We start from the raw sequence: 16241 nt of genomic DNA, 5'->3' as shown, positions 1-16241 counted from the left end.
CGGGAGCCATCTCGAACCGTTTATTCGGCCGTCCGCCCCACTCCGGGTATGGAACGTGTCGACGTCCCCGACGACGAGGTCGATTTCGGCTGGGTGATGCAGACCACCTTCGTCGTCACCATCGTCGTCGGCGCGCCGATCGTCGCCCTCCTCTCCGTGCCGTTCGACCTCCCCACCTGGAACGCGAAGGCCGGCTTCGCCATCCGGGTTGGCGCCGTCATCTGGATCCTCGTCGCCCTCTCCGTGTACGGCTACGCCCGCAAGCGGGCTCAGGCCGCGAGCCAGTCGTCGACGTAGAGGAACGCGACCCCCGCCCGCTCGGCACACCGTTCGTCCGTCTCGCTATCGCCGATGAACAGCGCCTCGCTCGGGTCGCCGCCGAGCGCGTCGATGGTCGCGAGCAGGGGTTCGGGGTCGGGTTTCTCCCACGGCCCGGAGTCCCGGCCGACGACGGCGTCGACCTCGATGTCGTGGCGGTCGAGCGCGATGTGACAGGCGTCCGTGCAGTTGAGCGAGCAGACACCGACCGGTCCCTCGGGGAGGCGGTCGGCCGCGGGCAGGCGCTCGCTGGCGTGGGCCCCCTCGCGCTCGTGTGCCGAGATGACCGCCTCGACGACGTGTCGCGTCCCCGTCTCGTCGCCCACGTCGAGCATCCCCCAGAGGTCGTGTGGCGGGTCGACGCCCTCCTCGCGGAGCGCGGCGGCAGCCTCCTGTGCGACCTGCTCCCAGTCGACGGTGAGCCGGACGAGCGTGTTGTCCAGATCGAAGACGTGCATCACTCGAGCAGCGACCGCGCGATGACTTTCTTCTGGATCTCGGAGGTCCCCTCGTAGATGGTCGTGATCTTCGCGTCGCGGTACATCCGCTCGACGGGGAAGTCCGTCGTGTAGCCGGCCCCGCCGTGGATCTGGACCGCCTCGTTCGTCACGTCCATCGCGGCCTCGCTGGCGAAGTACTTCGCCGTGCTCGCGGCCTGCATCGGCGGGCGACCCGAATCCAGCTGGCGCGCCGCGTCGTACGTCAGGAGACGCGCGGCCTGTGTCCGGGTGTGCATATCCGCGAGCTTGTGGCGAATCGTCTGGATCTCGCTGATGGGCTTGTCGAACTGCTCGCGGTCCTGTGCATACTCGAGGGCCGCGTCGAGCGCCGACTGCGCGACCCCGACGGCCTGGGCGGCGATGGCGACCCGGCCACCCGTGAGCGTCGAGAACGCGGCGGAGAGCCCCTTCCCGACCTCCGTGAGGCGGTTCTCCTCGGGAATGCGCACGTCGTCGAAGGTGAGCGTCGTCGTGTCCGACGCCCGAAGCCCGAGTTTGTGCTCCTTCTTCCCCACCTCCAGCCCGTCGGTGTCCTTCGGGACGAGGAACTGCGTCACCGTACCGTCGTCCGTCTTGTCCGTCTTCGCGAAGAGGATGACGACCCCGGAGCGCTCCCCGTTCGTGATCCACTGTTTCGTCCCGTTGATGACGTACTCGTTGCCCTCCAGTTTCGCCTCGGTGGAGAGCTCCGCGGGGTTCGACCCGGCGTGGGGTTCGGAGAGCGCGAACGCACCCACGGGTCGCCCGGAGGCCATCTCCGGGAGCCACGTCTCCTTGTGCGCCTCGGTGCCGAAGTTCGCGATACAGGAGGTGGCGAGCGAGTGGACCGATGCGGCGGTCGCGACGGCGAGCGAGCCGTACGCGAGCTCCTCGTTGACGAGCGCGTAGGTGAGGCCGTCGGCGTCGTAGCCGCCGTACTCCTCGGGGACGGTGAGCGAGAGCAGGTCCAGTTCGCCGAGGCGGTCCCACACCCCCTCGGGGAACGTCTCCGTCTCGTCGCACTCCCTCGCGAGGGGCCGGATCTCCTCCAGCGCGACCTCGCGGACCGTCTCGCGGACGGCCTCCTGTTCCGGGGTGAGTTCCATATCCACCCCTTGGAGGGTGGGAGCAAAAATTGCCCGGCCTACGACTCCTCGGCCAGCTTGACGTTCAGCCGCTCTTCGAGCGCCGAGATGAGCGAGCCACCGATGCCCGCACGGGTCGCCCGCCCCTGCTCGACGGCGATGATGTCCGCCTCGTCGACGCCCAGTTCGCCGGCGAGTTCGGCGGTCTGGAGCCCCGCCTCCTGACGAGCCTCCTCCAGCTTGTCGCCGTAGCCCCGAACGAGATACGGCAGGGGGTCGTCCTGGTAGTCCGTCCCCTCCTCCTCCCAGTGTTTGGGGTCGCCCTTCCGGGCGTCGTCCATCCGGGCGAGCCGCTGAGCCGTCTTCTTCCGGCGTTCGCGCTCGGGGTCCTGCGAGGCGTCCGACGTGTTGGAGGAGCGCTTTCCGCCCCCTTCGCCGTGTTTGGCACAGTCGCTACAGACCTGCAACCGGGCACCGGCGACATCCTCGGTCCGGAGCTTCGTGGTCTCCTTCCCGCAGAGTTCGCAGGCGTCGGCGTCGTCTCCCCCGACGCCGCCGGTGGAGTATTTTGCCATACGCCCGTCTACTTCGGTTACGTACTTCAACCCCGCGCCTCGCGGCGTTTCTCACCACCGCGGACGCCGTACGCACCCCCCAGACCCCACCGCCCGCCGGCCCCGAATCCGCGCGAGGGGGTCACAGGGCGAAGTCGAAAAGACACCCTTAAGTCAACGACGCGGATACGATGGAGTGCACACAAGACGCACCGTGCGTGGGTAGCCAAGCCAGGCCAACGGCGCAGCGTTGAGGGCGCTGTCCTGTAGAGGTCCGCCGGTTCAAATCCGGTCCCACGCACTGTTAGGGTGGCCGTCTCGGCCGCTAACTCAGTGCGGGTGCTCGTCCCTAGGACAGCACCCACGCATTAACCTCTCTGAACACGACACTCACGAGCGATAGCCATGCAGGGCGCTGTCCTGTAGCGGTCCGCCGGTGAGCGAACAGCTCGCTGTTCGCGAACGCTGTCACGAACGAAGTGAGTGACTGAAGTTCAAATCCGGTCCCACGCACTGGCTGTCCCCGAACGAACGTGAGGGGACGACAGTGCGCGGCCGGTTTGAATCAGGGAGGAGCTTTGCTCCGACCGAAGTTCAAATCCGGTCCCACGCATTAACCTCTCTGAACACGACACTCGACAGCGGCCGCTCCGTCCGGGAGTGGCCGCGCTTCCTCCGGTCGTCACTCCCCGCGAGGGATGGCGATGTTCCGCAGGAAGCCGTCGCACTCCGGACAGACCCGCGTGTGTCGCTCTTCGGTGACGCGAGCGCCGCAGTCCTCGCACTCGTAGAGTGGTGCGTTCGGTACCTCCGGGTTCGGATGCATATCCGCGTATACGTCCCCGAGCGTGTTAAAGCTTAACACACTATCGGACGTAATCGGGGGACATGCTAACACGCCTCTTCTAACGCCTATCTACCTCCCGTCCGTACGCCCGGGCATGGAACTCAACGCGAAGGAGCGCGTGCCGGAGCTCACCGCCGTCCTCACCGTCGTGTCGCTCGCGGCCGTGTTCGGGGCCGCGCTGGGGGTCGTGCCGGCGACCGCCCTGCCGCGGGCGTCCGATGCCGTCCTCGCGCTCATCCCTCACGTGAACGCCGTCGTCAGCACCGCCGCCATCGGTACCATCGTCCTCGGCGTCGCGGCGGCCCGGCAGGGCCACTACGAGCGCCACCGCGTGTTGATGCTCACCTCGCTGGTGCTGTTCGCCGGCTTCCTCCTCCTCTACCTCTACAAGGTCGCGCTGGAGGGGCCGGCGCCGTTCCCCGGCCCCGACGCGGTCTACCAGTTCGTCTATCTCCCACTGCTCGCCATCCACATCCTGCTCGCCATCGTCTGTATCCCGCTGCTGTACTACGTCGCGCTGCTGGGGCTGACCCGGCCGCTCGGGGCCGTCTTCGACACCGTGCACAAGCGCGTGGGACGGGCGGCTGCGTCGCTCTGGCTCGTGTCGTTCGTCCTCGGAAACGTGGTGTATCTGCTCCTGTACGTCGTCTACTGACCTAGTCGTCGGCGGGTGCGGGGTCACCGATGACCGGCCGTTCCACGTCGCGGTCCGTCTCCTCCCCCTCGATGTCGTACGGGTACTCGCCGGTCACGCAGCCGAGACAGAGGTCCGACTCCGACTCGTCGAGCGTCTCCGCGATGGCGTCGATGGAGAGGTACGCGAGCGAGTCGGCGGCGATCTCCTCACAGATCTCCTCGGTCGTCTGGTCCGCGGCGATGAGCTCCTCCCTGGTGGCCATGTCGATACCCATGTAACACGGCGCGATGATGGGCGGTGCCCCGATGCGCATGTGGACGGCCTCGGCGCCCACGTCGCGCAGGAGCTGGACGAGCTGCGTCGAGGTCGTCCCGCGGACGATGGAGTCGTCGATGACGGTGACCGTCTTCCCCTCGACGACGTCCCGGATGGGGTTGAGCTTCAGGCGGACGGCCCGCTCGCGGGCGTCCTGTGTCGGCATGATGAACGTCCGGCCGACGTATCGATTTTTCATCAGCCCCTCCGCGAACTCCACGTCCGCGCCCTCCTCCTGTGCGGCTTCGGCGTAGCCGGAGGCGAACGCCCGCCCCGAGTCGGGGACGGGCATGACGACGTCCGTCTCGATGCCGGACTCCTCCCAGAGCTTCCGCCCGAGGTCACGGCGCACGTCGTAGACGAGCTTGCCGTCGATGGCGGAGTCCGGGCGGGCGAAGTAGACGTGTTCGAAGAAGCAGTGGGCCGTGTTCTCGGGCGTAAAGAGCTGATAGGAGTCGAACCCCTCGCCGTCCTCCTGCAGAACGACCAGTTCGCCGGGGTTCACGTCGCGAATGAGCTCGCCGTCGAGCACGTCGATCGCGGCCGATTCGGACGCGAGAATGTAGCCGTCGTCGAGCTTCCCGATACACAGCGGGCGGTTCCCCTCTGGGTCTCTGACCCCCAGAACGGTGTCGTCGTGGGTGATGGTGAGCGAGTACGAGCCGTGGATGCGGTTCATCGTGCGCTTGACGGCGCGCACGAGGTCGGCCTCGAGGAGGTTCCGGGCGAGGTCGTGGGCGATGACCTCCGTGTCCCCGTCGCTGGTGAACGCGTGGCCCAGTCCAGCGAGTTCCTCGCGGATCTCGTCGGCGTTCACGAGGTTGCCGTTGTGCGAGAGGCCGAGCGAGCCGGATTTGAAGGAGACGGAGAAGGGCTGGGCACACGAGGAGTCGAGCCCACCCTCGGTGGGGTAGCGGACGTGGCCGATGCCGACGCGACCCGCGAGCCCGTCGAGGTCCGCTTCGGTGAAGGCATCACCCACGAGCCCCAGCTCGACGTGGTCGTGCTGCTGGAAGCCGTCGTGGGTGACGATACCCGCCGACTCCTGCCCGCGGTGCTGGAGGGCGTACAGCGCGTAGTAGAGCGGTCGTGCGGCCTGCCTGTCGGCGAGCGACACGCCGACGACACCGCACTTCTCCCGGAGGCCTTGGGGAAGCCCAGACATGTGAGAGAGGGTGGGGGGCCGAGGGGTAAAAACACCCGTGGTTGTGTCGTATCTCGCTTCGATTCGTGAAAAAGTGTGCACAAACGTGTCCATTCGGAAGCGAGAGGGCCGAGATCGGGTGACGGTGGCGGGGCTGGTCGTGAGAGGGTGAGAGGATGAGACGGGGGACCGGGGGAGACAGCCGTCGCTCGGCGCGGGGAGAAAGCAGTTCGGAAAGCGCGTTAGTTGTCGCCCTGCTTCGACTGCCAGCTGTAGCTCCGACGTTTCGCCGTCTTCCCGAAGCCGCAGGAGGCGCAGACCTTCTTGCGGCTGTGGTAGGACTTCTCGCCGCAGCGGCGGCATTTGACGTGCGTCGTCTTGTTCTTCTTCCCCTGGGACGGAGTTCCTGCTCCGGTCATGGTTGTATCGTGACGACGTTATCGCCGCGGATAATCGTTGTGTTCTCGCCCTCCTCGATGACGAGGTTCATGTGCTGGTCGTAGCCTGCGAGGACGCCAGAGTACATCTCGCCGCCCTTCAGTTGCACCGTCACGTCCTCACCGAGGGTCTCCTCGAGGACGTCGAGTGGTCGGCCGGTCATACTCTGAGTCGGTAGCGCGGCCGCCTTAAACACACCGAACGACTGCGCGTGGATGCCTCAGATATCGACCCGGTACGGTGCGAACGCGTCGGCGCGCGCGGCGAACGCGGCCAGCAGGTCGGCGACGGCGTCGAGGTCCGTGAGATCGACCACCTCGACGGGGGTGTGCATGTACCGGTTGGGGACGCCCACGTTGAGCGAGGGGATCCCGCCTTTCGTCGTGAAGAAGGCATCAGCGTCCGTCCCCGTGGCGCTCCCGGCCGACTGGAGCTGGACGTCGATCCCCTCCGCGGCGGCCACCTCGCGGACCGCATCCACGACGACCGGGTGGTTCGTGCTCCCGCGGGCGACGACGGGGCCCGCGCCGAGTTCGATGCCCGAGCCCTTCGAGCCCGGCGATTCGGGGGTGTCCGTCGCGTGGGTCACGTCCGCGGCGACCGCCACGTCCGGGTCGAGGTCGAACCCGACCATCTTCGCCCCCTGGAACCCGACCTCCTCTTGCACCGTGGAGACGGCGTAGACGGTTGCGTCAGGGTCCACTTCGGCCGCGCGCCGGAGCGCCTCGGCCGCAGCCCACGTCCCCACGCGGTTGTCCATCCCCCGGGCGGAGACGAGACTCCCCTGCAGGTCGTGGACCCGGGTATCGAAGGTGATGGGGTCGCCGACCTCGACGAGTTCGCGGGCCGCCGTCTCGTCGTCGGCCCCGATGTCGACGTACTGCTCGGCGATGTCCGTCTGGCCCTCCTCGCCGGTGTCCCGGAGGTGGATCGCCACCTGTCCGATCACACCGTCGACCGGGCCGTCGGCGCCGTGGACGGTGACGTGCTGGCCACGGGTGACCGTCCGGTCCGCACCACCGACCCGGGTGAGTTTGAGGAAGCCATCGTCGGTGATATCCCGGACCATGAGGCCGATCTCGTCGCCGTGGCCCCCGAGTAACACCTCGGGTCCATCACCCTCGACGACGGCGACGGCGTTGCCGTACGCGTCGGTGTGGACCGCGTCCGCGAACGTCTCGACGTACTCGACCCACACCCGCTGGCCGGCGGTCTCGAACCCGGAGGGCGTGGCCGTCGCGAGCAGGTCGTCGAGGAACTCGCGTTGTCGCTCGTTCATAGCCGAACGCGGGCCGGGAGAAAAAAGTAGTGCTCGGTCGCGTGTGGTGTGAGGACACGACCGTCACAACCGATAAGTGCGGTCTCGCCGATATGTAGGTATGGCGAAATTCACGCTTCTGGAGCTCCACCTCGACGGCGCGACGTTCAACGCCCCCTTCTCGCGGGGAACCGAAGACGAGGACGGGAGCATCGAGTTCGCGGAGTCCGAGGACTCCGACGGCAGCACGGCGGCGTGGAAGCCCGCGCTCGTCGGCCTGCTGTTCCTGGCACTCATCGCCGTCGTCGTCAAGAAGAAACTGGATGGCGCGGACGAGGTCGACGACGACCTCGGTGACCTCGACGATATCGACGCCTGAGGGGGTTAGAGGTCCGCGACCAGCGCGCGGACGTGTTCCAACTCGTCGGGGATGACGGTGTGACCCATCCCCTCGTAGATGTTCTCCGTGACCGCCGCGTCCATCGCTTCGAACACCTCGGCCGTCTCGTGGACGCGTTCGACCGGAATGTGCGGGTCCACGTCGGAGCAGCCGAGGAACACCGGGGTGCCGTCGAACGACCCCTCGTACTCGCGGGGGGTCCCCTCAGGGCCGATGAGGCCACCGGAGAGCGCGGCGAACCCGCCGTAGCGCTCGGCGTTCCGGGCGAGATACTCACTCGACAGACAGGCCCCCTGTGAGAACCCGATGAGCATGACCCGCTCGCGGGGGATGCCGGCCTCCGTCGCCGTCTCGATGGCGTCGCCGACCGCCTGCAGCGCGTTCGCGAGGTGTGGCTGGTTCTGCTCCATCGGCGCCATAAAGGAGTAGGGGTACCAGGTGCCGCGTTCGGCCTGCGGCGCGAGATACGCCGGGCCGTCGGGGAGCTCCTGGCTCATTCCGAGCATTCCCTGGGCCGTCGCTCCCCGACCGTGCACCATAATTACGGCCGCGTCGGCCTCTTCGAGGGGGGTCCCCGTCCGCTGGAGGGGCTGGTCCTGGTGTGTCATACGCTCACCCGCAGTCCGGTCGTCGCAATTGGTGTCACCATGTTACCTGATTACGACACGAACCTTCTTATATCCAGCCGGACGATATCGACACCAGGTAACAGCCATGTCATCAGATGAGCGGTACGACGAGGAAGCCTGCAGCGTCATCGACAGCCTCCAGCAGATCGGGTCGCAGTGGCGGCTCATCGTACTCCACGACCTGCAGGACGGCGAGAAGCGCTTCAACGAACTCAAGCGCTCGACGGACGCCTCCTCGCGGACGCTTTCGCGCGTCCTCGACGACCTTGGAGAGATGGGGTTCGTCAACCGCAGATTGGAGGAGGACGCCCCCGTGGCGACCTACTACTCGCTCACCGACAAGGGCCGCTCTTTGTGCCCGGTGTTCGACGAGATCGAGGCCTGGGCCGACGAGTGGCTCCACGCACCGCCGAACAAGTCGGCCGAGACGGAGACGAACGCGGAGCGCGAGCGTATCGCGGAATAGGCGTCGACACGGGTCGACGAGTCAGGGCGGCCGTTCCAGCTCGAAGCGATCGGAGAGGCGCGCGTACCAGCCACCCGCCAGCCGACCGATGGCGTCCAGTTTCTCGGTATCGAACTTCCCCTCGGTGAGGAGTTCCTCGTCCAGGTGGACGTGGACGACCTCGGCCATGATGAGCATCGAGCCGCCGACCTCCTGTGCGTCGTGGAGGGTACACTCGAACGCCACCCGGGCGTCGGCGACGCGGGGGGCGTCGACGACCTCGGTTGGGGCGCGTTCCAGCCCCGCGTGTTCGAACTCGTCCTCGTCGGGGGCGAGCGTCGCCGCCGTCTCGTTCATCGCCTCCACCGTCGACTCGGTGACGACGTGGATGACGCACTCGCCCGTCTCCATGACGTTCACCGCCGTGTCCTTTCTGTCATCACCCTGCCCGAAGGGCGCGAACATCACGATGGGCGGGTCGGCGCTCACGACGTTGAAGAAGGAGTACGGCGCGAGGTTCGCCTTCCCCTCGCTGTTCTGTGTCCCGACCCACGCGATGGGCCGCGGGACGACCGCACCCGATAACAATCGATACGGTGACCCGAACGCGTCCGGGGTGCCATGGACCTGGTCCATATCCCTCCGACGGAGGGGGAGTAGAAAGCGGTTCCCCAGAAACGCTTTACCCGGCGATGGGATAGGGTCCGTGTGAGCATCTATCGCGTCATCCGGGCCGTGGCGGACGCCTCCGGCGAGGGCCCCATCGACTGGGCCGCCGCCGCCGAGGGCGCGAAAGCCGCCATCGACCCCGGGTCGCTCGACCTCGCCCAGGCTGACCGCGGGGGCTACGCCCGCGACACCCGCGACGCCCGCGACCGCCTGCGTGCCGTCTCCGGCCTCGAGTTCGATCTCCCGTCGACCGTCGAACTCCACGACCGCCACCACTGGATCGACGCCAACGTCGGCACCTTCGAGCGCCTGATGGCCCCCCTCGCCGAGGAGTCGGTACCGGGCGTCGCCCGCACCGTCAACACGGGCACGATGACCGTCATGCTCGCCTTCCTCGGCAACAACGTCCTCGGCCAGTACGACCCCCTGCTGCTCGCCGAGGACGACCACGCCCTCTACTACGTGGACCCGAACATCCGCAAAGTCGCCGACGCCCTCGACGTGCCGTTCCCCCGATTCAGGCGATGGATCGCCTTCCACGAGGTCGCCCACGCCGCGGAGTTCGGCGCGGCCCCGTGGCTCCCCGAGCACCTCGAATCCCGGATGCGAACCGGGGTCGATGCCCTCCTCGACGGGGAGTTCGACCGACAGTCGCTGAAGGAACTCGACACCGCCATGACCGCCGTCGAGGGGTACGCAGAACTCGTCATGGACCGCGCGTTCGACCAGGAGTACGTCGACCTCCGCGCGAAACTCGACGCCAGACGGCAGAACGCCGGCCCCATCGGTCAGCTCATCCGGCGACTCCTCGGGATGGGGATGAAACGCCGGCAGTACGAACGAGGCAAGGCCTTCTTCGACGCCGTCGCCGACGCCCGCGGGGTCGAGACCGCCTCGCTCGTCTGGAAGCGCCCGGGGAACCTCCCCTCGGCGGCGGAGCTCGACAACCCCGAGCTGTGGATTCGTCGGGTGGCCTGACCCCGCGTTCTGGAGCTACTTGTACCACACCGTCTGTCCGACGACGCTCTCGCCATCGACCACCGCGGGGAGGCGACTGACGAACAGGTCGTAGACGGCCTTCCGGACGCGGATGTCGGTGCCGTCACAGACGACGACCACCTCCTCGCCCTGCGGCCGTATCTCGTCTACCGTGCCCTCGTTCCAGGAGTCGACGTCTGTCACCGGCGGTTTCGCCCGGATGCGGTCGTGCATGAGTCCTGTAGGTAGCCAGCGGAGAAGACGGTTGAGAACGCGAGAGGTGAAGCCGGACCCTACGCGGAGAAGACGGGCGCGGGGTGCCCGTCGTCCACGTCGATGACGCCGGAGAGGGTCACCGAGTCGCCGATCTCCACGTCCTGGTCGTCGAGCCGGCCCATCACGCGAGCGTCGCCGAGCTGGACGAGCGCGACCTGATAGCCGCGCTCCTCGAACTGCCCCGGCGGGACGGCGATGGTCGTGACGGAGTAGATCTCCCCCTCGCTGGGGAGTTCGACCGTCTCGATGTCGCGCGAGCCACAGTGCGCGCAGGCCCCCTTCGGGGCGCCGGCGACGTGGCCGCAGTCGGGGCACTCCTGACCGAGGAGTCGTCCGTCACGGACGGCCTCGGCCCACTCGCTGTACGTCAGTTGCTCGGGTCGGTTACTCATAGTCGGGCCTCCATGGCGGTCACGAGGGTCGTTGCAGCGTCGCCGCCGAGGTTGTGGGCGACGGCGCGGGTCGCGTCGGGCACCTGCCGTTCACCGGCGATGCCGCGGAGCTGTTCGGTGAGTTCGACGATCTGGGCCGTTCCCGTCGCGCCGATGGGGTGGCCTTTCGCTTTCAGGCCGCCGGAGGGGTTGATGGGGATCTCCCCGCCGAGGGAGGTGCGGCCCTCCGCGGCGGCGACACCGCCCTGACCGTCCTCGATGAGGCCGATTGCCTCGGAGGCCATCACCTCCGCGCCGGTGAAGCAGTCGTGGACCTCGGCGAAGTCCACCTCCGAACCGTCCCAGCCGGCCTGCGCGTACGCCTGCGCGGCCGCGTCGCGGGCCGCCTGCGTCGCGTGCGGGGTGTGTTTGTCACAGATGGGGGCCACGTCCGTCGCGTGGCCGAGGCCGACCACGTCGACGGGGCGGTCGAACGCCGCGGCCTTCTCCTCGCTCACGACGACGACGGCGCTCGCTCCGTCGGAGAACGGACAGCAGTCCATCAGCCGGAAGGGGTCGGCGACGACCGGCCCCTCCAGCACCTCCTCCACACTGGTTTGCTTCCCGAAGTGCGCGCGGTCGTTCAGCTGGCCGTGGGCGTGGTTCTTCACGGCGACCTCCGCGAGCTGTTCCTCCGTCGTGCCGTACTCGTGCATGTGGCGCTTCGTGAGCAGGGCGAAGACACCGGGGAACGTGAGCCCCGTCGGCTGTTCGTACTGCCGGTGGGACGCGGAGGCGAAGATGGTCGTCATCTCCGGGGTGTCCTTCCCCGTGACGGGCGTACACCGCTCGACGCCGCCCGCGAGGACGACGTCGTGGCGGCCCGACTCGACGGCCTCCACGGCGTGTTTGAAGGCGTTCGCGGAGGTCGCGCAGGCGTCCTCGAAACGCTGGGCCGGGACGCCCGCGATGCCGACGTGCGAGGCGAGTTTGGGGGCGAGGTGGGTGTCGTTCTCGGTCTGGCCACCCATCGCGTTCCCGAAGTAGAACGCCTCGATGTCGGCGGGGTCGACACCCGCGTCGTCGAAGGCCTCGAAGGCGGCCTGCCCGAACAGTTCTTGCAGCGGGGAGTCGTGGACGCCGAACTTGGTCATGCCGGCGCCGACGACGCTCGCTCGTACCATACCGGGTGTGGTGGTTACTCACATATGAACCCGACGTTTGTCATCGTTATTACCGAGAGACACCGAACCGTACGGCAGCACCCGGCAGTTAAAAAGACCCGCTACCAACGGGAGGGTTCAGCGCGTATCCCCTTAGCGCTGTAAGACCCCACCTATCGTCGCGTCCGCTTCGTCTCCCCCGTCCCGGGAAAGATGTACCAGACGAGGAGGACGCCGAGCAGGAGCCCGCCGACGATGGCCCCCGCGACGATCTCGATGGCGGGGTCACCCTGGAGCGTGATGAGCCCCGCCGAGACGCCCACGAGGAGGACGAACCCGGCTTTGAGCTTGAACGTCCCCTCGTTCCGCTCCTCGTCCGTGAGGGGGCCGACCATCAGCGGCCACCCCCCGCGTTGGCGCTGCGCGCCGGTGTGGAGACGTGCATCGAGACGAACTGCCAGTTCTCGTCCCCGTCCTCCCCGGGCACGAGCGTCCCCGTCCACCGCGTCTCGAACCCATATCGAATGTTCTTCGGGAGGGAGGCCCAGCCCATGTACACCTCGTCGAAGAAGTGGGCGAAGGAGTCGTGTTCCGTGACCCGGAGATCCCGGGAGTCGACCTCCCACGCCGCCGTCGTCTCGGTCTGTTCGGTGAGCAGCGTCTCGATGGCGTCCGCACCGAGCGCCTGATTCCCGATACCGACCTTCACCGTCTCCTCGCCGTCGGCGAAGAAGGGGTGGAGGGGGTCACCCGCCCGGAGCGCGTCGTAGTACGCCCGCACCGTCGCTGCCGCGTTCATGGTTCCTCTGCGGGCGCGGGGTTCTTACTCGTACCGTTACCCGACCCTCACATGAACCCCCTCACCACAACTCCCTCACCACAACGCCCTCACCAGAACCCCGTCACATGAAGCCGCGGTCGACCCCGTCGTCGTCGATGAGGTCGTCCAGCTCCGAATCAAGGAGCTCCTGGGCCTCCTCGAACTCCGAGGAGAGGTCATCCAGCGCCTCCGTCCGGGAATCGAACTCGTAGTCCATCGGGCCGAAGGCGGGGGAGCCGAGCGCCTCCATCACGTCGTCGAAGAGGTCGTCGCCGGTCGTGGGGGCGTCGGCGTGCGCGCCGAGGACCCCCTCCAGTTTCGTCGCGGCCTCCTTCGCCTCGTCCTCGTCCTCGATTCGCGGCTGCACGCCGAACCGGCCCCCCGCCTTGGTCGGGAACAGCGGTTCGAGTTCGTCGTCGAGGCTGCGGGCCACCCGAGAGCCGACGCCCTTCACCTCGAAGGGGTTCTTCGCGTACGTCTTGAGGTGGAACACCCCCCGGTCCGGGTGGCCGAAGAACATGTCCTCGCCGAGCCCCGACGACCGGTCGCCCGCGACGGCCCGCCAGCCGTCGGGGTCGGCCTTCGACTCCGTCACCTCGCTCAGGATATCCTGCCAGTCACGAACGCGCATGGGATCGCTTCGGGGGGGAGTGAAAAAACGGTATCGTCACCGACAGGGTTTTTCTCGCCGACCCGGACGGGAAGATGTGAACATCCGCGGCCCCGTCGTCGACCCCGGTGAGACGCGCACGGTGAGCACCAGTAACGGCGAGACGGAGCTCGCGGAGGTCACCGTCAAGACGGAGCGGGGCGCGGGCGAGAAGGCCAGAATCACCCTCTGGGGGAAGTGGACGGAGACGGCCGACCTCTTGGAGGAGGGGATGGACCTGCTCGTGACGGACGTGGCGGAAGACGAGTTCAAGGGGGAGATCCAGTACAAGACCACCCGCGAGTCGTTCGTCGTCCTCGAACCCGACTTCCTCGTGGACGTGACCGACATCAGGGAGTGGGTGCAGTGTCCCCGGATGTACTGGCTCTCGAAGATCTCCGCGACCCCGCTCAAATACCCCGTCATCCGCGGGACCATCGTCCACGAGGTGTTCGGGGACCTCCTCCGAGGAAGGGACCTCGAGGCGGCCATCGAGGACCGCGTGGAGGAGGCAGGGCTGGAGCTCGGCCTGCTCGGGAAGGAGGTGGAAGAGGTGACCGACGAGGTGGAGACGAACGCCGCGGCCATCGAGGACTGGCTCGCGCAGGGCCGGCTCACCGAGGCGGACGAGTGGCGCTCCGAGCAGATGCTCATCTCGGAGACGTTCGGCGTGAAGGGGCGGGCCGACGCCGTTCGGCGTGGGGGACCCGTCGAGCTGAAGACGGGGAAGAACCTCAAGCGCGACCCCCGGTTCCAGGACAAGGTACAGGCCGCGTGTTACGCCCTCCTGCTGGGCGAGCGCGAGGGTTTTCTCAACGACACGGACGCCGTGAGCGAGGCCCCGAACACCGGGAGCCTCTTATATACGAAGAACCGGACGCTCGAACGCACAGAGGAGTCCGGCCACCTCTCGCCGGAGAAGGAGTTCTCCATCGGGCCGGGCTTTCTCAAGTACGTCGTCCGCCAGCGCAACGGCATCGCCGCGGCGGAGTTCGACACCTCGATTCCGACGGGGTACGAGGGGAACGCGAAGTGCGAGTACTGCTTCGAGCAGGACACCTGCATGGTCGTCGCCGGCCGGCTGGACCAGGAGTCGAAGGCGGGAGCCATCGGCACCCCCGTCCCCGACGAGGAGCAGGCCTATTTCGATCGGTTCTACCGTGCCATCGAGGCCGAGCGCCGGGCCGTCCACCGCGAGTACCGAAAGCTCTGGGAGCAAACCCCTGAAGAGCGGGCGGAGGACGACCGGGCGCTCATCGGCCTCGAACCGGCCGGCGGGGGCCAGCTCCCGACCGGCGAGTGGGCGCTCCGGGTGCGCCGGAGCAGCGACGCCGTCTCGAAGATCCGGGAAGGAGACGTGGTGCTCGCCTCCGACGGCCACCCCACCCGCGGGAACGCCGAGGTGGGGCGGGTCGACGTGCTGGACGACCACATCGTCGTCCGGGTGGAGGAGCCCCTGGAGGTGCGCAGGCTCGACGTCTACCCCTCCGAGTTCGGGGTCGACCGCATGCTGAGCGCGCTTCACGACTTCGTCCTCAAATCGAGCCCCGAGAAGAAGGACGTCCTCTTCGGTCGCCGGGAGCCCGAATTTTCGGGCGAAGAGGAGACGTACATCGACAACAACGCGGCGCAGAACGAGGCGGTGAACCTCGCCGTGCGCGCGGAGGACGGCGCGCTCATCCACGGGCCGCCGGGGACGGGGAAGACCTACACCCTCGCGCGGACCGTGCGGGCGCTCGTCGACCGTGGCGAGCGGGTCCTGCTCTCGGCGTTCACGAACAGCGCCGTGGACAACGCGCTCGAAGCACTCAGAGAGCAGGGGTTCGACGACTTCGTCCGCGTCGGGACGAAGACGGGGGTCCGCGAGGACATGCAGGACGCCCGGCTGGAGACGCGTGGCGACCCCGACGAGCGAGCCAGAGAGCTCCGGGAGGCCCCCGTCGTCGCGGCGACCACCTCCTCCTGTGGCTCGCGGCATATGCTCGAGCAGGCGTTCGACGTGACCGTCATCGACGAGGCCGGCCAGCTCACCGAGCCGGGGGCGCTCGCGGCCATCAACCGCGCCGACCGGTGGGTCCTCGTCGGTGACCACCAGCAGCTCCCACCCGTGGTCCAGTCCGAGGGTGAGGCGGGCGAGGACGCCGCGGACCTCGCCACCTCGCTGTTCGAGCGGCTCATCGAGACCTACTCCGAGGCGGGCGTGATGCTCGACAGCCAGTACCGGATGAGCCAGCGCATCCAGTACTTCTCCTCACAGGAGTTCTACGACGGTGCGCTCAGACCCGCGACCCCAGAGGTGGCGGGACGGACGCTCGCGGACCTCGGTGTCGACCGCGAGGCGCTCCCGACGTGGCTGCGCGACCCCGTGACGGTCGTCGACCCGGACGGGACCCGCGTGGGGAACACGAATCCCGGGGAGGCGGCGACGGTCGAGGAGGCCGTCCGCGCGTACGTCGCCGCGGGCGTCCCGAAGGAGGACATCGGCGTCATCGCACCGTTCCGGGCGCAGGTCGCGGAGATATCCCGACGGCTCCCCGACGTGACCGTCGATACAGTGGATCGGTTCCAGGGGTCCTCGAAGGAGGTCGTCGTCATCTCGTTCGTCGCGAGCGGCGACCTGGAAGGGCCCATCTTCGAGGACCACCGCCGGGTGAACGTCGCGCTGACGCGGGCGAAGCGGGCGTTGCTTCTCGTCGCGGACGGGGAGGCGCTCCAGACCGACCCGTTCTACGAGCGGATGCTCCGCTGGGCGGTCGGGTAATCGCC

The 16241-nt window shown here is 67.9% G+C and carries 22 protein-coding genes and 1 tRNA gene; 7 read left to right on the top strand and 16 right to left on the bottom strand.

Annotated elements, in window-relative coordinates; translation table 11 throughout:
- Window positions 1-48 precede the first annotated feature (48 nt).
- Entirely contained in the window at window positions 49-297 is a 249-nt protein-coding gene (locus ACQUQR_RS00605) for a DUF5822 domain-containing protein (protein ID WP_435193923.1), read from the top strand.
- Here ACQUQR_RS00605 and ACQUQR_RS00600 read toward each other — a convergent pair.
- The 3 genes from ACQUQR_RS00600 to ACQUQR_RS00590 are packed head-to-tail and all read right to left on the bottom strand — an operon-like array spanning window position 270 to window position 2457.
- On the bottom strand, window positions 270-776 hold the full coding sequence (locus tag ACQUQR_RS00600) for an HAD family hydrolase (RefSeq protein ID WP_435193921.1): 507 nt from the start codon (window positions 774-776) through the stop codon (window positions 270-272). The two genes, ACQUQR_RS00605 and ACQUQR_RS00600, sit on opposite strands and share 28 nt — an antisense overlap.
- Window positions 776-1903, bottom strand: a complete 1128-nt coding sequence (locus tag ACQUQR_RS00595; RefSeq protein ID WP_435193920.1) for an acyl-CoA dehydrogenase family protein — start codon at window positions 1901-1903, stop codon at window positions 776-778. The genes ACQUQR_RS00600 and ACQUQR_RS00595 overlap by 1 nt, the downstream gene beginning before the upstream one ends.
- 38 nt (window positions 1904-1941) lie before the next feature.
- Entirely contained in the window at window positions 1942-2457 is a 516-nt protein-coding gene (locus tag ACQUQR_RS00590; RefSeq protein ID WP_435193919.1) for a helix-turn-helix domain-containing protein, read from the bottom strand.
- 195 nt (window positions 2458-2652) lie between these two features.
- Between ACQUQR_RS00590 and ACQUQR_RS00585 the strand changes: the two genes are divergently transcribed.
- Window positions 2653-2737: transfer RNA gene (locus ACQUQR_RS00585), tRNA-Leu, on the top strand.
- A gap of 381 nt (window positions 2738-3118) precedes the next feature.
- Here ACQUQR_RS00585 and ACQUQR_RS00580 read toward each other — a convergent pair.
- Window positions 3119-3262 (bottom strand): rubrerythrin-like domain-containing protein, encoded by a 144-nt coding sequence (locus ACQUQR_RS00580; protein ID WP_435193918.1) that lies wholly within the window; start codon window positions 3260-3262, stop codon window positions 3119-3121.
- A gap of 115 nt (window positions 3263-3377) precedes the next feature.
- Here ACQUQR_RS00580 and ACQUQR_RS00575 point away from each other — a divergent pair, with 115 nt between their 5' ends.
- On the top strand, window positions 3378-3938 hold the full coding sequence (locus ACQUQR_RS00575) for a DUF420 domain-containing protein (protein ID WP_435193916.1): 561 nt from the start codon (window positions 3378-3380) through the stop codon (window positions 3936-3938).
- A 1-nt stretch (window position 3939) separates the two neighbouring features.
- Here the strand turns inward: ACQUQR_RS00575 and purF are convergent, their stop codons facing one another.
- The 4 genes from purF to ACQUQR_RS00555 all read right to left on the bottom strand — a co-directional run bounded on the left by purF (window position 3940) and on the right by ACQUQR_RS00555 (window position 7096).
- On the bottom strand, window positions 3940-5400 hold the full coding sequence (purF, locus tag ACQUQR_RS00570) for an amidophosphoribosyltransferase (protein ID WP_435193915.1): 1461 nt from the start codon (window positions 5398-5400) through the stop codon (window positions 3940-3942).
- Window positions 5401-5621: 221 nt separating this feature from the next.
- Entirely contained in the window at window positions 5622-5798 is a 177-nt protein-coding gene (locus tag ACQUQR_RS00565) for a 50S ribosomal protein L37e (protein WP_435193913.1), read from the bottom strand.
- On the bottom strand, window positions 5795-5980 hold the full coding sequence (locus ACQUQR_RS00560; RefSeq protein ID WP_435193912.1) for an LSM domain-containing protein: 186 nt from the start codon (window positions 5978-5980) through the stop codon (window positions 5795-5797). The genes ACQUQR_RS00565 and ACQUQR_RS00560 overlap by 4 nt, the downstream gene beginning before the upstream one ends.
- Window positions 5981-6037: 57 nt before the next feature.
- Window positions 6038-7096 carry a M20/M25/M40 family metallo-hydrolase gene (locus ACQUQR_RS00555; RefSeq protein ID WP_435193910.1) on the bottom strand — a complete coding sequence of 353 codons (1059 nt, stop codon included), beginning with the start codon at window positions 7094-7096 and terminating at the stop codon, window positions 6038-6040.
- A gap of 100 nt (window positions 7097-7196) precedes the next feature.
- Here ACQUQR_RS00555 and ACQUQR_RS00550 point away from each other — a divergent pair, with 100 nt between their 5' ends.
- Window positions 7197-7454 carry a hypothetical protein gene (locus ACQUQR_RS00550; RefSeq protein WP_435193908.1) on the top strand — a complete coding sequence of 86 codons (258 nt, stop codon included), beginning with the start codon at window positions 7197-7199 and terminating at the stop codon, window positions 7452-7454.
- Window positions 7455-7459: 5 nt separating this feature from the next.
- Here ACQUQR_RS00550 and ACQUQR_RS00545 read toward each other — a convergent pair whose 3' ends face one another.
- On the bottom strand, window positions 7460-8083 hold the full coding sequence (locus ACQUQR_RS00545) for an alpha/beta hydrolase (RefSeq protein ID WP_435193906.1): 624 nt from the start codon (window positions 8081-8083) through the stop codon (window positions 7460-7462).
- 106 nt (window positions 8084-8189) lie between these two features.
- On the opposite strand from ACQUQR_RS00545, the gene ACQUQR_RS00540 reads away from it, so the two are divergent.
- Window positions 8190-8570 (top strand): winged helix-turn-helix transcriptional regulator, encoded by a 381-nt coding sequence (locus tag ACQUQR_RS00540; protein WP_435193905.1) that lies wholly within the window; start codon window positions 8190-8192, stop codon window positions 8568-8570.
- Between the two features lie 21 nt (window positions 8571-8591).
- Here ACQUQR_RS00540 and ACQUQR_RS00535 read toward each other — a convergent pair whose 3' ends face one another.
- On the bottom strand, window positions 8592-9185 hold the full coding sequence (locus ACQUQR_RS00535; protein ID WP_435193904.1) for a flavin reductase family protein: 594 nt from the start codon (window positions 9183-9185) through the stop codon (window positions 8592-8594).
- A gap of 72 nt (window positions 9186-9257) precedes the next feature.
- Between ACQUQR_RS00535 and ACQUQR_RS00530 the strand changes: the two genes are divergently transcribed.
- Window positions 9258-10196 (top strand): zinc-dependent metalloprotease, encoded by a 939-nt coding sequence (locus ACQUQR_RS00530; protein ID WP_435193902.1) that lies wholly within the window; start codon window positions 9258-9260, stop codon window positions 10194-10196.
- A 15-nt stretch (window positions 10197-10211) separates the two neighbouring features.
- Here the strand turns inward: ACQUQR_RS00530 and ACQUQR_RS00525 are convergent, their stop codons facing one another.
- The 6 genes from ACQUQR_RS00525 to ACQUQR_RS00500 form a co-directional block, all read right to left on the bottom strand.
- A complete protein-coding gene (locus tag ACQUQR_RS00525; protein ID WP_435193901.1) occupies window positions 10212-10430 on the bottom strand; it encodes a hypothetical protein in 219 nt (72 codons plus the stop codon).
- A 59-nt stretch (window positions 10431-10489) separates the two neighbouring features.
- The gene (locus ACQUQR_RS00520) at window positions 10490-10864 is read right to left on the bottom strand and encodes a Zn-ribbon domain-containing OB-fold protein (protein ID WP_435193900.1); all 375 of its coding nucleotides are present in this window, start codon (window positions 10862-10864) and stop codon (window positions 10490-10492) included.
- On the bottom strand, window positions 10861-12027 hold the full coding sequence (locus tag ACQUQR_RS00515) for a thiolase C-terminal domain-containing protein (RefSeq protein WP_435193898.1): 1167 nt from the start codon (window positions 12025-12027) through the stop codon (window positions 10861-10863). Before ACQUQR_RS00515 ends, ACQUQR_RS00520 begins: the two co-directional genes overlap by 4 nt.
- A 152-nt stretch (window positions 12028-12179) precedes the next feature.
- On the bottom strand, window positions 12180-12401 hold the full coding sequence (locus ACQUQR_RS00510; protein WP_435193896.1) for a hypothetical protein: 222 nt from the start codon (window positions 12399-12401) through the stop codon (window positions 12180-12182).
- Window positions 12401-12805, bottom strand: a complete 405-nt coding sequence (locus ACQUQR_RS00505; protein ID WP_435193895.1) for a nuclear transport factor 2 family protein — start codon at window positions 12803-12805, stop codon at window positions 12401-12403. The genes ACQUQR_RS00510 and ACQUQR_RS00505 overlap by 1 nt, the downstream gene beginning before the upstream one ends.
- A 103-nt stretch (window positions 12806-12908) precedes the next feature.
- Window positions 12909-13457, bottom strand: a complete 549-nt coding sequence (locus tag ACQUQR_RS00500) for a hypothetical protein (RefSeq protein WP_435193894.1) — start codon at window positions 13455-13457, stop codon at window positions 12909-12911.
- A gap of 76 nt (window positions 13458-13533) precedes the next feature.
- On the opposite strand from ACQUQR_RS00500, the gene ACQUQR_RS00495 reads away from it, so the two are divergent.
- Window positions 13534-16236: an AAA domain-containing protein gene (locus tag ACQUQR_RS00495; RefSeq protein WP_435193892.1), complete on the top strand. Its 2703-nt coding sequence runs from the start codon at window positions 13534-13536 to the stop codon at window positions 16234-16236.
- Window positions 16237-16241 lie beyond the last annotated feature (5 nt).

The organism is Natronomonas sp. EA1, from assembly GCF_051195035.1.
Lineage (GTDB): Archaea > Halobacteriota > Halobacteria > Halobacteriales > Haloarculaceae > JBNTJV01.
The sequence above is the reverse complement of the archived record's forward strand: the minus strand, read 5'-3'. Positions and strand labels throughout refer to the sequence as shown.

Bases quoted from the DNA above. Each gene is read 5' to 3' on its own strand.
- ACQUQR_RS00605 (WP_435193923.1), top strand. From the start codon at position 49: ATGGAACGTGTCGACGTCCCCGACGACGAGGTCGATTTCGGCTGGGTG.
- ACQUQR_RS00600 (WP_435193921.1), bottom strand. From the start codon at position 776: ATGCACGTCTTCGATCTGGACAACACGCTCGTCCGGCTCACCGTCGAC.
- ACQUQR_RS00595 (WP_435193920.1), bottom strand. From the start codon at position 1,903: ATGGAACTCACCCCGGAACAGGAGGCCGTCCGCGAGACGGTCCGCGAG.
- ACQUQR_RS00590 (WP_435193919.1), bottom strand. From the start codon at position 2,457: ATGGCAAAATACTCCACCGGCGGCGTCGGGGGAGACGACGCCGACGCC.
- ACQUQR_RS00580 (WP_435193918.1), bottom strand. From the start codon at position 3,262: ATGCATCCGAACCCGGAGGTACCGAACGCACCACTCTACGAGTGCGAG.
- ACQUQR_RS00575 (WP_435193916.1), top strand. From the start codon at position 3,378: ATGGAACTCAACGCGAAGGAGCGCGTGCCGGAGCTCACCGCCGTCCTC.
- purF (WP_435193915.1), bottom strand. From the start codon at position 5,400: ATGTCTGGGCTTCCCCAAGGCCTCCGGGAGAAGTGCGGTGTCGTCGGC.
- ACQUQR_RS00565 (WP_435193913.1), bottom strand. From the start codon at position 5,798: ATGACCGGAGCAGGAACTCCGTCCCAGGGGAAGAAGAACAAGACGACG.
- ACQUQR_RS00560 (WP_435193912.1), bottom strand. From the start codon at position 5,980: ATGACCGGCCGACCACTCGACGTCCTCGAGGAGACCCTCGGTGAGGAC.
- ACQUQR_RS00555 (WP_435193910.1), bottom strand. From the start codon at position 7,096: ATGAACGAGCGACAACGCGAGTTCCTCGACGACCTGCTCGCGACGGCC.
- ACQUQR_RS00550 (WP_435193908.1), top strand. From the start codon at position 7,197: ATGGCGAAATTCACGCTTCTGGAGCTCCACCTCGACGGCGCGACGTTC.
- ACQUQR_RS00545 (WP_435193906.1), bottom strand. From the start codon at position 8,083: ATGACACACCAGGACCAGCCCCTCCAGCGGACGGGGACCCCCCTCGAA.
- ACQUQR_RS00540 (WP_435193905.1), top strand. From the start codon at position 8,190: ATGTCATCAGATGAGCGGTACGACGAGGAAGCCTGCAGCGTCATCGAC.
- ACQUQR_RS00535 (WP_435193904.1), bottom strand. From the start codon at position 9,185: ATGGACCAGGTCCATGGCACCCCGGACGCGTTCGGGTCACCGTATCGA.
- ACQUQR_RS00525 (WP_435193901.1), bottom strand. From the start codon at position 10,430: ATGCACGACCGCATCCGGGCGAAACCGCCGGTGACAGACGTCGACTCC.
- ACQUQR_RS00520 (WP_435193900.1), bottom strand. From the start codon at position 10,864: ATGAGTAACCGACCCGAGCAACTGACGTACAGCGAGTGGGCCGAGGCC.
- ACQUQR_RS00515 (WP_435193898.1), bottom strand. From the start codon at position 12,027: ATGGTACGAGCGAGCGTCGTCGGCGCCGGCATGACCAAGTTCGGCGTC.
- ACQUQR_RS00510 (WP_435193896.1), bottom strand. From the start codon at position 12,401: ATGGTCGGCCCCCTCACGGACGAGGAGCGGAACGAGGGGACGTTCAAG.
- ACQUQR_RS00505 (WP_435193895.1), bottom strand. From the start codon at position 12,805: ATGAACGCGGCAGCGACGGTGCGGGCGTACTACGACGCGCTCCGGGCG.
- ACQUQR_RS00500 (WP_435193894.1), bottom strand. From the start codon at position 13,457: ATGCGCGTTCGTGACTGGCAGGATATCCTGAGCGAGGTGACGGAGTCG.